Here is a 17,190-nt window from a genome sequence, read left to right on the forward strand (position 1 = left end):
CAATACAATATGAACACCATCAAAAAAAATAAGATAGCGGTCATTGGTTTGGATTGCAAATTCCCGGGACAGTCCAATGGTCCGGATCAGTTTTGGGAAGCACTTTTACATCAAAAAAACGGAATCATCCCTATACCTTCCGACCGTTGGGATCATTCCTTTTATTACGATATTGAAGGGGGTAAAGGAAAAACCTTTGTCAACCGTGCCGGATTTATTTCCGATGTATTTGATTTTTCTCCTTCAAGCTTTGGTATTCCTGAAAAAGAGGCTGCCGATATCGATCCACAGCAACGTCTGCTGATCCAGTCTTCCTGGAACAGCATTCAGAATGCAGGGTATAAAATTGATTCCATTAAAGAAAAAACAGGCGTATTCTTTGGACTGAGCTATCGTGATTATTACGATTTCGACATTGCTCCGGATGGAGTGAATGGCTATACGGCCTCTAATCCATTGGGGAACTGTAATGCAATTGCCGCAGGAAGAGTGGCTTATTTATTAGGGTTAAACGGACCGGCTATTCAACTGGATACGATCTGTTCTTCATCACTGATGACTCTGCATTTAGCCTGCCAGAGCTTACTGAATGAAGAATGTGATTATGCCCTTTCCGGAGGAGTAAACTGTATTCTGTCTCCTCATGCATTAGTCGCATTGGCCCAAATGGGTGCTTTGTCAAAATCTGCGCAATGCCAGGCTTTCTCCAAACATGCGGATGGCTATATCCGTGGTGAAGGTGTAGGCGTTTTATTGCTTAAACGTCTGGAAGATGCGGAAAGAGACGGCGATTATATTTACGGGACTGTAGAAGGTACAGCCACCAATCATGACGGAAGAAGCAATGGACTCACCGCTCCCAACGGAAAAGCCCAGGTCAGGCTGATAGAATCATGTCTGAAAAAAGCAGGACTTTCTGCTGGAGATATAGGATATGTAGAAGCTCACGGAACAGGCACCTATCTTGGAGACCCTGTGGAGCTTGAAGCACTTTACCAGGTATTCGGAAGTGAAAAATCAGCAGCAGAGCCACTTTTTGTAGGGTCTGTGAAATCCAATATAGGACATCTTGAACCCGCGGCAGGAGTGGCTTCGTTAATCAAGTCTCTGTTGATCCTTAAAAACAATGCGATCCCTCCCGGACTGCATCTGGAAGAGCTGAATCCCGGCTTTAAGTGGCATGAAAAACCAATTGTCCCGGTCAAAGAAACTCAAAACTGGGAAAACAAGGAAAAATATATTGGAATCAGTGCCTTCAGTATGACTGGAGCAAATGTTCATGCGATTCTGGGGAAAGCCCCTGAGCAAAAAACAAATAATCCTTCAGGATCATCAGCTAAAAAATGGCCGATTCTCATTTCTGCGCAAAATGAAACCACTTTACAACAATATGTTTCTTCTCTTTTACATAGTATTGATAAGAATACCTCTATTGCAGCCCTGTCCAATACATTGATGAATGGACGGGAAATATTTGAAGAATCCCTCTGTGCCTGGCTGAATAACACAGAAGAATTGATAACGGAACTCGAAAAATTTCAACATGACCAGCAAAATATTTTCAATACTGTTTCACTGAAAGGAAGGAGAAAAAGAAATCAGCTTGTTGTACATATTCAAAATTTCAATGATTTTAATCCGGAATCTCTTCAAAGCTGGAGAAAAGAAGAACTGTTCAGGCTATCCATCACAAAAATTGATCATATTCTGACGAAGTTATTCGGTAAATCTCTTTCTGATCTTTCACAAAATCCTGCTACAGCATTGGAACAGAAAGCGGTCCGTTTTACTCAGGCATTGATATGGACTGATTCCATTATTTCTATGTTAAAAGCCGATGTCATCTTGAATACATCCGGTGATGGAGATTATCTGGGAGCTGTTTTCAGTGGATTATTGAACCTTGAAGAAGCATTGTTGCTGTTTATCCTGGAAAACGGATCAAAACGTGCACAACTGCTTGACAGAATTAGTTTCCGTACAGGAAATCATGATTGGGAAAAAGCTGAAAAAGCAGCTAATAAAGAATTCTGGCTTGACAAAACAGGAGATTCCTCAATACAGGAAATTACGGTGAATCTTCTGAATGATGATTCAAAAGTTTCGGTTTCATTAGCTGACACAACAGATCAATTATCCGATTTCATGTTGTATTCTTATGCAAAAGGAGTTGAAATAGAATGGACCTCTCTTTTAGGAAATCAACCTATAAGAAAAGTACCACTCCCTCCTGCTCCACTGGCTATGGGAACTTATATCTCAGAATCATACAGAATCAATAGTAGAAAAGATCCGGCAGCTTCCGGAAATATTCAACAACCTGAAAAAGGGAATATTATTGCTTCTATTCTTCATCATCAGCAGGATACGAAGCAGGATAACAGAAAAATTTTTACTTCATCATTCAGCCCTGAAAAGGAAGTTTTCATTAAAGATCATATCGTGAACGGAAATTATATTTTTCCAGGCGCAGGATATCTTTCCATGGTTGTTGAAGCATTATTTTATCTTCAGAAAAGCCATAAGATTACTTTAAAAAATGTACAGATTTTCCAGCCGATGAGTTTCCATTCATTGGAGGAAAAAAGAGAGGTACAACTGGATGTAGTGTATAATGACCATGAAGAACCATTTACAGCAAGTGGCTTCTGGGAAATCAGGAGCAAAAAAGACCAGGAGGATTGGCTGCTTCATATAAAAGGTAATTTTGAACTTCGTTCTGAAAATAGAGTTCCTAAACCCTTAGTGACCGTTAATGATGCCGCTTTAACTCCTATCGACACCCTAGTATTTTATGATCAATTGGATCAATGGGGAATAGAATATGGTACGGAATTCCGTTTGGTGAATCAGGTGAAATCCGATGACCGAAGCATGAAAGCTGTTGTAAAGCAGAATGAAAAAGCAAAGGATTTATTTGCTTCTCCTGAACTGCTGGATGCCTGTATGCATGCTTTATTTTCAGCCAAAATATTTGAACAGTTTTCCGAACCTTTTGTGCCTTCCCGTTATGATGAAATTAACTTTTATCAACCATTTCATGGCCCTGTTCATGCGTCAGGAGAATTGCTAAAAGCAGATAGTGATGCAATGAAAGCTCAGTTCAGTTTTTGTGATTCTGAAGGAAATCCTTTGATGGAAATTACCTCTATGGAAATTCGAAAAATTTTGACCGAATTTTTAAAACCAGGAAAAGAAAATGAATTCGTGTATGAAGAGCAATGGAAAAAGCTGGAGGTCAACTTTGAAGACACTGAGAAAAAAGCAAATCCGTCCGTTCAACAGGATCTATGGGTTTTCCTAAATATTCAGCAAGCTCAACAGGTATTTTCAGCGGTTGAAAAGAATTCTGAAGATCTACCACAGATAGCTTTTATTGGACAGGAATCTGAAAAAAAGGTACATCAAAACCTATCAGTATTCAATACTATTTCCGAGCTCATTAAAAGTCAGACAGAGGATAACAAAGAATTAATACTCTTTACCCCTCCTATTGATGATATTAAAGGGTTATCCTCAGTGTTTGCTGTATGCAAAGATCTGTTGTTGAATCTCCCTAAAAATCTTAGTTTCAGATTATGTACAGTTAAAGGAGCAGCAGCCAATACTACAGAAGAAGTCAATCCTTTTCAAACAGCGCTTTGGGGACTGGCCCGAACCATGCCTATAGAAGCAAAACAAAGATGGAAAGGGGTCATTGACCTTGCATCTATTCAGGAAACGACCTTCCTTTCTCAGGTTAAAAATCTTTTCACTGATGATCAGCTTGCCATAAGGGAAACTACGGTTTACACTCCTGTGCTTACAAGAGAAATTGACACTCATTCTGAAAATAAACAGCCCAAAGGCGACTGGAAAAACCCTGTATTGATTACAGGTGGATTAGGGCAAATGGGCCGGATCTTTACCGAGCAGCTGATCAAATCAGGGTGCAAAAAAATCTATCTACTGTCCCGTAATCCATCATGGCTGCAGGCAAAAGAAAGCCAGGCCAGGAAAATGAAACTCAGCCCGTCACAGCTGGATTTCCGCAAGTATGTGGAACAATGCAGATCAGAGGGTATTTTGATTTCAGCAATTGCCGGAAAAGTAGATTCTGCTGAAGACATGGAAGCCATTGCTATTTTGTTAAAAAAACAAGGCATTGAAGAAATCAATCTGATTCATGCTGCCGGAGCCATTACCCGAAATAAAGTCACTGAAGCCAATACCGAAGAACTTGAAGCTGAATGGAAGGCAAAATACGAAGGGGCTTTACAGCTAGATCAGCAATTTGAAAATTTCAAGGTTGGATTTACCCTGTACACCTCCTCTATTGCTTCATTATGGTCAGGAGACGGAGTAGCAGGATATTCAAGTGCCAACTTACTGCTGGACGGACTTGCTTTTAACAGAAATCTTTCAGGGAAAAGAACCCTTTCAGTCCGTTTCGGAAGGTTTGCAGAAAAAGGATTGATGAAAGACGAAGAAGCAAAAGAACTTGAAGCGTCCGGTATTTTGACCATTCCTATGAGCGTTGCCATTGACAAAGCTTTGGAACTGGCTGCCACATCAGCTCTCACGACTCCCGGGATTATGAATATCGACTGGAAACGTTTTACCCCGCTGTATCAGTTGCTTAATCATAATCAGCTGTTGTCACTGCTTACTCACAAGGAAACCACTTCAGGGAATAAAAAAGAACAAAACACTCCTAAAATCCAGGATAAACCTTTACGGGAAATCATTCGGAAAATGGTGGCAGAGGAACTTGAAATTGATATCGATGAAGTAGATTCTTCGATTCCTCTTTTTGAACTGGGATTGGGTTCTATTCACTCATTAGGCATACGAACCGACCTGGAAGAACTGCTTGATATCAAATTATCCGTAAGTCTTATTTATGACTTTAATACAGTGGATCTTTTAAGCCAGCACCTTGAAGAATTAACGCAAAAAGTTCCGGATTCCTCTGTCGACGATAAAAAAGAAGAAAGTGAAGAGGATCTTTTACAGCTTTTAATGCAGGAATTGCAGTAAATACCAAAACAAAATTCAATGGAAAACAATATTACAGATCGTTCAGATATTCTCAGAAAAGCTCTTGAGGAAATCCGAAGATTGAAAAAACAAATAGAACACAACCAGGATTCTCTTTTTGAACCTATTGCTATTGTAGGAATGGCGTGCAGGTTTCCCAAAGGAGCCAGCAGTCCGGAAAAATTCTGGCAAGCCTTACAATCGCAGCAAGACCTCATTGGTCCTATCCCGGAAAAGAGAACAGAAAATACATTGGGTGGCGCATGGGAAAGAAGTCCCTTTTTAAAAGAAGCCGGGTATCTTGAAGAAGATATCGAAGCTTTCGACCACCGCTTATTCCGTTTTTCCCCAAGAGAGGCAGAACGCACCGATCCCCAGCAAAGATTATTTCTGAAAGTCTGCTGGGAAGCCCTGGAAAATGCAGGATATGCCCCGGATTCATTGCGTGGAAGTAAAACAGGAGTGTATGCAGGTGTTATGCTGATGGAATATATGCAGCAGCTCGCCAGCGAAAGAAAACTGACTGCCCAATTTGAACCTTATGATGTATCAGGTAACGGATTTTCATTTATGTCCGGAAGAGCCAGCTATTTCTTTGGGTTCCAGGGACCGGGAATTACGACTGATACTGCCTGTTCTTCATCATTGGTGAGTATTGACCAGGCTTGTAAGGGCTTATGGATGGGCGATTGTGACATGGCACTTGCGGGTGGAGTCAATCTGTTGCTTTTCCAGGAATCCACAGCATTATTTTCTTCCCTGAATATCCTTTCTCCGGAATGCCGCAGTAAATCATTTGATGCGGAAGCCAATGGAACTGTTCGTGGAGAAGGATGCGGTATTGTGGTGCTTAAAAAGCTGGCGGATGCCGTGAAGGCTGGTGATCATATTCATGCAGTCATTAAAGCATCCGGAGTTAATCAGGGTGGATTATCTTCCGGTCCTACCGTGCCTCACGGCCCTTCACAGGAAATGTTGCTGAAAGAGGTCTGGAAGAAAGCCGGGATCAGCGAAAATGGCCCCGATTATATCGAAGCCCACGGAACCGGAACTGAAATAGGCGATCCTATTGAAATGAACTCCATTATCCATTTACTGCCTCAAGAAAGGCAATCTCCGGTGTATGTAGGTACCGTAAAATCGAACCTTGGCCACCTGGAAGCCGCAGCGGGCGTTGCAGGATTTATTAAAACCGTATTGGCATTGGAACATAAAAAAGTTCCCGGAAATCTGCATTTTAACACACCCTCATCCCATATCAACTGGTCTGAATCATGCATTGAAATTCCAACAAAAACAATAGAATGGAACGCCTCACAAAAGCCAAGAACAGCAGCGATCAGTTCTTTTGGGTTAAGCGGAACCAATGCTCATATCGTACTGGAAGAATATGATAATCCAGCTTCCTATCAGCAGGAAAAACCGAATGAAGCTTTCCGGAAGTGGCCGCTTCGTTTCAGTGCCAGAAACCTGTCCTGTATCAGAGATCAATGGACCGCTTTTGCTTCTTTCTTAAAGGAAAGCGAAAATCTGAGTATGGATGAATTATCCTACAGCCAGAATGTATCCAGAGCTGATTTCAAAGAAAAACAGGTAATCTGGGCAGCCGATCAAAACGAAGCCCTCAGGATTTTAGAAACTGCTCTTGCCGATGAATCGGATAGCATTCCTGTAAAAGGTCTTTGGAGAAACAGCAGTGATATTCTTGAAATATCTGAAAAAAGTGTTGATAGAATCTCCTTTTCAGATATCCAACTCAATCCGGATCTGGAACATCATGTCTTTGCAGACTGGATAAAAGGTAAAAAAACAGACTGGAAGTCCTATTACAAAGGATGCAGCCTAAGAAAAGTATATGTCCCGAATTATCAGTTTCGGGAAAAAGTATTCGGGTTGAAAACCACCTGATGCTGAGCAGCATTATTCAGATAAAACAATAACATTTAAAACTATTTTGTGATAACTATAGAACAAGAATCTCCACAGGTAACACTTAACAGTGTGTCAGAAGCTTTTGAATATCTTCAAAAGAATCTGATGGAAGAATTAAAGCTCGATGAAGACGAGCTGGAAGAACTTGAAAATGATGAAAATCTGTTTACCATAGGATTAGACTCTATTGCCATGGCTGACCTTACAGGCCGCTGGAAAAAAGAATTGGGTATAGAAGTAAGAAGTACAGACTTTTTAAGAGAGCCTACCTTACAAAGCTGGGCAGAATTCATCTTTGAACAGGTCAATGAACAACAGCTTACTTCTTCTGAAAATACTACCTTGAGTTTATACAAAAATGATGAAGACTCCAGATATGAAAGTTTCAGACTCGGAGATATCCAAAATGCTTACGTGGTAGGCAGAAATGCAGAATTGCCCTGGGGCGGCATCAGCTGTTACGGATATTTTGAAATGAACACCCGAGATCTGGACATGCACGCTTTACAGCTTGCCATCAATGATCTGATCAAAAGACACGAAATGCTTCGCGTGAGAGTGGATGAAAACGGTTTCCAGAAAATTCTTCCGGAAATGAATTACATTATTCCTCTGTTTAGCATCAATAAAGGTAAAGATCTACAGAAACATCTTGCAGAGATCCGTGAAGAGATGGAAAACCAGATCATCCCACTCAGCAAACCTTTATTTGATCTCAGAGTCAGTGAAATGGAATCAGGAACATGGCGCATCCATTTCGGAATGGACTTTATCGCCAGCGATGCATTAAGTCTGCGTCTGTTCTGGAGAGACCTTTCAATCTTATATTCGCAGCGATTGAAAAACGCTTCTTCTCAAAACGCTCTGCCGCAAATCAAAGCTTCTTTCCGTGATTATCTTCAGTACATTGAGTTAAGAAAAAGATCTGACCGATATGAAGAAGATAAGGCATATTGGCTGAACAGGATGGACAGCTTATCTCTTCCGCCCCAGCTGCCATTAAAAAAACAGATCAGTGCCTTTGGCCATACCGCCAAAGAATTTACCCATTTTGAACACACCTTTACCAAACAACAATGGGAAAAATTCTGTCAACATGCCGCACAGAAAAAACTAACCCCTACTGCAGCTTTGATGAGCCTTTTTTCAGAAGTACTCTCTGCCTGGGGTTCCGGACCACAGTTTGGGTTGATGCTTACCGTTTTTGAAAGAGATCCTGTTCATCCTGACATTGATAAAGTCATCGGAGATTTCACCCATCTGTCCCTTTTAAGCGTCAACTGTCTCAACCGCAGCGTAGAAGAAAATGCTTTGGCACTGCAATGGCAGATGCAGGAAGACCTGGAGCACAAAACGTATTCTGCCGTTGAGGTGGTAAGAGAGCTCAACCGTATCAATCCTTCAGCGGATCTGTTCTACCCTGTCGTATTTACCAGTGCATTAGGTTTAAGCAAAGATGGAAATGATCTGGGAGACCCTTCCGTGTTTGGCGAAGTAGGCTATTCTTCTTCTCAGACGCCACAGGTTTGGTTAGACTCACAGGTGATGATTAAAAACGAAGATATGGTAGTGGCGTGGGATGCTTTAAATACCATATTCCCCGACGGATTGATTGCTTCCATGTTTGAAACCTATACACGCTTAATTGAAAATGCAGTAGAGGAAATTTCATTCTGGGAATCAACACTAGATGATTTGAGACCTAATGATCAACGTGAAATCCAAAAGATTGTCAATCAGACTCAATACAATTATCCGGTACTTCTGCTGCATGAGCAGATTCTGGAATACGCTCAAAAAGATCCCAGCAGAGAAGCTATTATTTTTAAAGAACAAACATACTCTTACAAAGAATTAACCGAAAAAGCCAATCATATTTCGGCATTATTGCAGCGTAATCAGATTAAAAAAGGAGCCAGAATTGTGGTTCAGATGCAAAAATCATTTGAATCCATCGCCGTTATTCTTGGTATTGTTCAATATGGGGCATCCTATATTCCGATGTCTCACAACAATCCTGAAGCCAGAACCGTTGAAATTATTCAGCAGGCGGAAGCACTGGGTTTTATTACCGATCAGGAATTTGATTTAAACGAAATACAAACCGAAAATTTCCTGCACTTACAACAGTCTGATATCACCTGGGAAAAAATTGATTTTGAAAAAACGGTCATTCTCCCTCAGGACATTGCTTATATTATCTTTACATCAGGATCAACAGGCAATCCCAAAGGTGTAGTGATTACCCACGAGGCAGCTGTAAACACTATTCTGGATATCAACAGACGCTTTGACGTAACCGAAAATGATACTGTATTAGGAGTATCAGCCTATAGCTTTGATCTATCGGTATATGACATCTTCGGAGTACTGGGAACGGGCGGAAAGCTCATTGTTCCTACAGAAGAAGAACGTATTGATCCGATAGCATGGAAATCCCTGATTACCCAACATCAGATTACCTTATGGAATTCTGTTCCTGCCTTATTCAACATTTTGCTTGATGCTACTCAGGAGCAGAACAACCTGTCTTTAGAAAAAGTCTTTTTATCAGGGGACTGGATTCCGCTTTCCACTTTTGACCGGATGAAAAAACTGATACCTAATGCCAGTCTGGTAAGTATGGGAGGTGCTACAGAAGCATCCATCTGGTCAAATTATTATGAAGTGAAAGCACTCGAAGAAGACTGGACTTCCATTCCTTATGGGTATCCCCTATCCAATCAGCAATTTTATGTACTGGATGAATCAGGACGCCCGTGTCCAACATTCGTCAAAGGAAAATTACATATCGCCGGAAAAGGTCTTGCAACGGAATATTGGGGCCGTGAAGACTTAACCCAAAAAGCATTTTATATCCATCCTACGCTCCATATCAGATTGTATGATACAGGGGATTACGGACAGTATATAGAAAATGGAATGATTGAATTCCTGGGACGAAAAGACGATCAGTTGAAAATCAACGGATACCGTATTGAAATAGCAGAAATCCAAATGGCATTTCAACAGTGTAATCCGGCATTGGATCCTGTAATTCTGTCTATTGGAGAAAAAGCAGCCCACAAAAAGCTGGTAGCCTATGTGAAATCGGACGCAGATACTTTTTCAGAGTCTGATTTCAAAAAACAGCTGGCAAAATATCTTCCACCCTACTTTATTCCGGACAGCATCATTCCATTGAAAAACTATCCTGTAACCGCCAATGGAAAGATTGACCGAAATGCATTGATCCGGCAAGCTGCGGAACAAACCTCATCCCGAGCTGAAAAACCTGATACCGGAAAGGAAACAACCCATTCAAAAAACGGAAGTATCCATCCGGTCCTGAAAGTTGTGCGGGAAGTATTTGATCTGCCGGAACTCAATGAGCAGGATCAGTTCAGTGAACTGGGAGTTTCTTCTATGGATATCATCCGCCTTGCCAATCAACTGGAAACCCACTTCCTGGATCGTCCTACGGTAGGTGATATGGTGAGATTGAGTTCTGTTGCTGAACTGATTGAATATTATCTGGCCAAAAACATCCGGTTTGAAGAACTTGAAGAAACCGGAAATCATTCTGTCTCGCCTCAATTCCTTTTGTATACTGCTGAACAAATGAAATACCTTAGCGGATTACCTTTCATTGATCAGTTGGAACCGAGACAGTCTTACAAGAAAAGCAGGATTGCACAACGTACGGCTCTCTCTTCCGACAACCGGATTTCATTAGCAGACAGCCCAACACCGGATATCTATAGTGCATGGAGAAAAAGCTACCGTACTTTTATCGACAGAGCTGTTTCATTTGAAGAATTTAAAGGCTATTTAAATCTATGTTCTGCTCAGTCCATGGATCAGAATGTACGCTTCAATTATGCTTCTTCAGGGGGAATATATCCTGTACAGATCTATGTAACCGTTTTCAGGGACAAAGTAGAACATGTAAAGGAAGGGTATTACTATTTCGATCCGTATAATCAGGAACTTATCTTGGTTTCTCATGAAAATATCATCTCAGCCACGCAGCTTAATTTTAACCATAACTGGCTGGATCAGGGAGCTTTTGCGGTTCACATGATCGCAGATATGGAAGCCATTTATCCCATTTACAATAAAGAATCACTGCGCTTCTCTATGTTGGAAGCCGGCTTTATTTCGCAGCTGCTGGAAGCAGAGGGTGTACATTATAATATTGGAGCCTGTCAGCTGGGAGGTTATGATTTTGAACAGATCAGAGCCAACTTAAACCTTTCTATACAGCACTTTTATCTGCATACACTCATTGCCGGTGCTATAGATTTTCAATCTGAAAAAGCAGCCATGCAGACAGAGCTTGCATCTTTAGAATGGCAAAAACATACGGACACCCTGCAATCTTTGGTTAATGCATGTGAACAGAAAGAAGTACAGCTTTGGGTAGAAGAAGACAAACTGAAATTCAAAGCGCCTGAAGGAGCCCTTTCTCCTGAATTGCTTGAACAGTTAAAAGCCAGCAAAACTTTCCTGATTGCCTATTTGCAGTCCGAAACGTTTAAAAAACATCAAAAACAATACGAACGATTTGCCCTTACTCCTATTCAGGCGGCCTTTTTAATGGGCAGGGATAATACTTTTGAACTAGGAAATGTAGGATCTCATTATTACAGCGAATTGAAATGGCCCAACCTTGATGTCGAGAAACTGGAAAAAGTAGTGAATCATGTCATTGGGTTACATGATGCCCTGAGAACCGTTATTTACGAAGATGGAACCCAGGCAGTTTTACCACAGCAACCTTATTACCAGATTACAATATCTAATGAGACACCCGAAGCCATCAGAACAGAACGTTCCCACCATAAATATCCTCTTGGAAAGTGGCCTATGTTTCATTTTGAAGTGAGCAGCGCTCATTCTACCGACACCATTTTACATCTGAGCGTCGATTTACTTTTACTGGATGCCTGGAGCGCCGATCTTCTGATGCGGGAAATCATTAAAGCCTATCAGGGGCAGGAAGTAAAAAAGCCAGGATATACCGTTAAGCAATACATTGCCGATGAAAAAAAATGGCATCTGGAACATCAGCAATTCCTGCAGAAAGCAGAAAATTACTGGGAATCCAAGTTAAAAGACATTCCTTCCGGACCGGAATTACCGTTTATAAAGCCGCTCTCTGAGATTGAACATCCAAAATTCAAAAGGTACACATTTGCTGTATCAGATAAAGCCATTGAAGCTTTAACCCAAAAAGCCGGAGAGTATAATCTGAGTGCTACAGCCGTATTGGCAACCATCTTTTCAAAACTTCTGTCCCACTGGAGTGGCGGGAAAGCTCTTACTTTAAATATGACGCTTTTCAACCGTCTGGGTCTCCATCCGGATGTCAACGAGGTCATGGGTGACTTTACCAATGTGGCCTTAATCTCCTATTTCCCTGAAAATCAATCAACCTTCTTATACGAAGCCACTGCCATTCAGGAACAAATATGGCAGGCCGTGGAGCACCGGGCTAAAAATGGATTGGAAGTCTTAAGGGCTTTAAACAAAAACAATCCCGGAAAAGCAGTGATGCCCGTTGTGTATACCAGTTTGCTAAGCAGCGAGTCAGCAGATATGGAAAACAATTTCTTCCCTGAAGGCGTGAAAGAAGTCTATGCCGTAAGCCAGACTCCGCAGGTAGTCATTGACCATCAGATCTACCGCAGAGGAGATGAATACCTGATCAACTGGGATGTGGTGGAAGAAACTTTTGATCTTCAGCAGCTTGAAAAAATCGTGACGCTGTATGAAGCATGGGTACACCGGATTGTAGACGCTGAAAACTGGAACATTCAACTGAGTGCAGATTCATAAAAAACAAATTAAAACTACAGATTAAAACTAAAACTATATGAATATTTTACAAAGATGGTTTCCTTTTAACCATAGAAAAATACAGGAGGAACAAGAAAACACAGATTCGTTCAGACCTTCGGAAGAGCGCATCCAGGTATTTTGTTTTCCTTCAGCCGGCAGCAGTGCCGGTTTGTACAGAAGCTGGTGCAACGCCACCCATGCCATGAATGACATAGACTTTATTCCTGTGGAGATCCCGGGACGCGGCAATCACATTACATCTCCGGCCGCAACCTCCATTGACGAACTGGTAGAAGCTTTTTTATCGGTTTTTCCAAAAGTGGTACGCACTCCTTATATTATTTACGGGCACAGTTTTGGAGCAGCAGTTGCCTTTCAGGTCGCTTATACCTTACAGGAAAGAGGTTTCCAGCTCCCTGAAAAACTGATTGTAGCCGGACGCCATGCTCCTCATATGCAGGATCCTAACCCTTTGAGCAGCGCAAGTACTGATGCCGAAATCATTGAAGAAATCAAAAAAATGGGCGGTACTCCGGAAGCCATTCTGAATCATCCGGAAATGTTACAGTTTACCCTCTCCCAACTGAGAGGAGATCTGCGTACCCATGAATCCTTACGATACACAGGACAAAAACTTCAGATTCCTATTGAAGCCCATTGCGCTACACAGGACGATGCAACCAAAGAAATTGTGGAATACTGGAAAGATGTGACCACAGATGAATTTTACATCAAGGAGTTTGAAGGTCACCACTTTTTTATTCAGGCATTGGGTGAAACCTACCTGAATTCACTGATGGATACCATTACCCAAACAAGAAAATCACTCTCTTAAATTACTATGACTCATGACAACGGATTCAATTCATTATAAAACAATCTCCCAGCTCATCCAGGATGATACATGGAATACGGAAAGACTTCATATTTCAACGGAAACCTGGAAGGCTATTAGAGATCAATCAAAAGAGTATCACTTACAGCCTGAAAACATATTGGCTTTTGCAGCTGCACTTTCCTTAAAAACCTGGCTCGATCTGCCGGATCAGGAAGCAGATGAACAGATGAATATCATCAGTAAAAACGACTTTTTCTCCGTTTTACTCAATCCTTCTGAAAATATCGGATGGGATCAAAGTTTTCTGAAACACTGCAATGATCTTAATGATTCTGCCACTTCAGATTTCAATAAAGCACAAGAATTATTGAACCACAGGTTTTCCGTAATTCTTCATGATGGCTCCTCTGATTTTACTATTCCCATCATCACCTCTCCGGTTTTGATTATGATAAAAATAACTGAAGACATACAAATTGAATGGCATATTCATTCTGAATTTATAAAGGAAGAAAGAGTGAAATCTATAGCCAACACCCACAGCTATTTACTGAACTGGGCATCACAGGAAAACTGGCAAAATTCTTTACCGGATCTTTTGAGCGAACAGGAAAGAACAATCAGAACTGAAGTTAACCGGACTTCAACAGAAATTCAGCCTCAACTTATTCATCAGGCTTTTTTCCAGCATGCTTTGCAACATCCTGAGGATATTGCACTTTATTGGGAGGAGGGAAATACAGCTCAAATGAGCTATGGAGAACTAGCCAACAAAGCCTTAAAACTATCACGTGCTTTGGTTGATAACGGAGCTGGCCAGAATAGTCGTGCAGCAGTTGTACTGCCAAAAGGTTCCCTTCAAATCATCGCTGTGATGGGAATTTTGGGGAGTGGATCACTGTATATCCCGATTGGTGTAGACCAGCCTTCAGAACGTCAGAAAAAGATCTTTAAAAAGGCAGACATACAGTACATAGTTACTGATTCTTCAACGCTTTCCGAATTTCCGCATCTCAACAATCTGGCACAGGAACAGCATATTACCATCATTAATCTTGATGAACTCTCTGAGGTAGAGCCTTTGGAAAACCCTGTCAATTCAGGTACAGACCAGTTGGCTTATATTATTTTCACTTCGGGATCAACCGGAGAGCCCAAAGGGGTAGAAATTACCCATTCCGCAGCCTGGAATACCATTCAGAATATCAATACCAGGTTTAACGTAACTGCTTCAGACCGGGCTTTAGCGATATCTGCTCTGGATTTTGATTTGTCTGTGTATGACATTTTCGGATTGCTGGCAGTAGGTGGATCACTGGTACTGATTCGTGAGGAAGATCGAAAAGAAGCTTCTCTTTGGGTTCAGTGGGTTGAGAAATACAACGTAACTCTATGGAATTCAGTTCCGGCACTTTTTGATATGTTGCTTTTGAGTTCTTCGCCAGAAAATAATCTGTCAAGCCTTCGTCTGGTATTAGTCTCAGGAGATTGGGTAGGATTAGATTTAAAGGACAGACTGATAGAAAGATCAGAAAACGGCCAGCTTATCGCGCTGGGTGGAGCCACAGAAGCTTCCATCTGGTCCAATTTCTTTCTGGTGAATGAGGTTAATCCCAACTGGAAATCAATTCCGTACGGAAAACCTCTGGCCAACCAGAAATACAGAGTGGTGAATCATTTGGGAATGGATTGCCCTGATGGCATTGCCGGAGAATTGTGGATTGGTGGGAAAGGAGTTGCTTCAGGGTATACCAATAATGAGGAACTTACCCACAGCCGTTTTGTTACTTTTGATAATGAAAGATGGTACCGGACCGGTGATCTTGGACGCTATTGGCAGGATGGCAATCTGGAATTTTTAGGCCGTATTGATCATCAGGTAAAGATAAACGGATTTAGAATCGAGCTCGGAGAAATTGAGTCTGCTCTGAAAACTTTTCCGGGAGTCGCTCAGGCAACAGCTGCGGTAATTTCTATTCATCAATCTGCCCATCTGATTGCCGGTATTGTAGGAGAAAAAGCAGCTTTAACTGAAGAAACCGAATCTGATATACTGACAGCCGCCTCTCCTGCTGCCCAATCCGGATATCAACTTCAAAAGCAGGTGGTTGCCAATTTCCTGTACGAATTACTGGATTTATCAAACCACACTATGAAAGGAACTCATGATTCTGATCTTTTACTTTCAGAACCAGCCTTACCGTCTATGATCACCGCATTAAAAGCTGAAATCATTAATGAAATGGGCATTGCTCCTGAGCAGACTCCCGTACTGGATATGTGGTTCAACTGGCTGCATGAAGAAAATATTCTGACAGAAAAAGAAGGTCAGTTGTTATTTGCTGAGCCAAGTACTGTTGATTCTGATGATTCCTTTTTGAACACTTTCAGAGAAAGACTTCATGAACGCCAACCGATACTTCGTCAGATTCTATCTAACACTCTGCCTTCTGTCTCTTTACTGGATGATGACCTTTTATCTCCGGAAATCTTAAGCACCCATGATCAAAGTACACTGAAAGGAATTGAATATATAGCCGAAAAAATTAACCAGACAGCCAACGTATCTGAAAAAACTTTGAAAATTGCTATTCTGGGAGGCCGAACAGGTGTTTTAACAGAGAAACTGCTTCAAGCAACTCAAAATAACGGCATTGAATATTCTGTGATTGATGAAGGCCGTGCTATGGTTCGCAGCTGCACTGAAACATTATCTAAAGCAGGCTATCAGGTCGATGGAATTGAACTGAAAAACAATCAGGTTCCCGAAGAATACTGGTATCATTTTGATTTTGTGGTGGCTATCAATACACTGCATCGTTTCCCTCAACCGGATCAGGGAATATTCATCAGCCATCTTCTCCTCCATAACGGAGGGCGGCTTCTCGCTGTTGAGGCCGGATTATTGATGCCGGTTGCCCTTATCAGTTCAGGAGTTATTGACCGTGGTTTCCAGCACTTTGATCCTCAGCGCAGAGAAATATTCAGTCCGATGTTAAACAAAGCATCCTGGAAAAATTATTTTCTAAAAATAGGTTTTACAAAAGTGTTTGCCGAAGAAATTGAAGATTCTTTCACCCTTGTATATGATACACAGTGTCCGGAAAACCGTCCTCAATTAAAGGAAACACAGATTCTTTCCCACATTCAGACATTATTACCACCACACATGATTCCTGAAAAGCTGGTCATCCTTCCGTGGATGCCGTTAAGTGCGAATGGAAAAATAGACCGAAAATCCTTTATCGGACTGGTAAAAACCATGATAAAATCGGAAGTGAGAAAAAGTAAGGAAGATTTTGAAAAGCCAAACGGTAAGATGGAAGAAGGCATCGCTGAAATCTGGAAAGAACTATTGGCTTTAGAGGCCGTAGGAAGAAACGACGTATTCTTTGAAATAGGAGGCGACAGCTTATCGGCTACCCGTTTTCTTACAGAAGTAAAAAAACAGTTTGAAGTGAATCTCTCCCTGAGAGAATTATTTGGAGCGACTTTAAAAGATGTTGCCGCTAAAGTGCAGATACAGCACATCAAAATGCAGCAGGAATTGGAAACCATGGAAATAGGAGAAATTTAAT

The 17,190-nt window shown here is 41.4% G+C and carries 5 protein-coding genes; all 5 read left to right on the plus strand.

Annotated elements, in window-relative coordinates; genetic code table 11:
• Nucleotides 1-9 precede the first annotated feature (9 nt).
• From M2372_RS01850 to M2372_RS01870, 5 genes are read left to right on the plus strand one after another with little or no spacing between them, the layout of a single operon-like run.
• Nucleotides 10-5,019 carry a beta-ketoacyl synthase N-terminal-like domain-containing protein gene (locus tag M2372_RS01850; RefSeq protein ID WP_123318601.1) on the plus strand — a complete coding sequence of 1,670 codons (5,010 nt, stop codon included), beginning with the start codon at nucleotides 10-12 and terminating at the stop codon, nucleotides 5,017-5,019.
• A gap of 18 nt (nucleotides 5,020-5,037) precedes the next feature.
• Nucleotides 5,038-6,927, plus strand: a complete 1,890-nt coding sequence (locus M2372_RS01855; RefSeq protein ID WP_123318600.1) for a type I polyketide synthase — start codon at nucleotides 5,038-5,040, stop codon at nucleotides 6,925-6,927.
• A 48-nt stretch (nucleotides 6,928-6,975) separates the two neighbouring features.
• On the plus strand, nucleotides 6,976-12,771 hold the full coding sequence (locus tag M2372_RS01860; RefSeq protein ID WP_148060726.1) for a non-ribosomal peptide synthetase: 5,796 nt from the start codon (nucleotides 6,976-6,978) through the stop codon (nucleotides 12,769-12,771).
• 37 nt (nucleotides 12,772-12,808) lie between these two features.
• Entirely contained in the window at nucleotides 12,809-13,609 is an 801-nt protein-coding gene (locus tag M2372_RS01865) for a thioesterase II family protein (protein ID WP_123318598.1), read from the plus strand.
• A 13-nt stretch (nucleotides 13,610-13,622) separates the two neighbouring features.
• A complete protein-coding gene (locus M2372_RS01870) occupies nucleotides 13,623-17,189 on the plus strand; it encodes an amino acid adenylation domain-containing protein (protein WP_123318597.1) in 3,567 nt (1,188 codons plus the stop codon).
• The last annotated feature ends 1 nt before the right edge of the window (nucleotide 17,190 follow it).

Source organism: Chryseobacterium sp. BIGb0232 (genome assembly GCF_024810195.1).
In the GTDB taxonomy this organism is placed as follows: domain Bacteria; phylum Bacteroidota; class Bacteroidia; order Flavobacteriales; family Weeksellaceae; genus Chryseobacterium; species Chryseobacterium pennae.

Excerpts from the sequence above, each read along its gene's own strand:
- M2372_RS01855 (WP_123318600.1), top strand. The coding sequence starts at position 5,038 with ATGGAAAACAATATTACAGATCGTTCAGATATTCTCAGAAAAGCTCTT.
- M2372_RS01850 (WP_123318601.1), top strand. The coding sequence starts at position 10 with ATGAACACCATCAAAAAAAATAAGATAGCGGTCATTGGTTTGGATTGC.
- M2372_RS01870 (WP_123318597.1), top strand. The coding sequence starts at position 13,623 with ATGACAACGGATTCAATTCATTATAAAACAATCTCCCAGCTCATCCAG.
- M2372_RS01865 (WP_123318598.1), top strand. The coding sequence starts at position 12,809 with ATGAATATTTTACAAAGATGGTTTCCTTTTAACCATAGAAAAATACAG.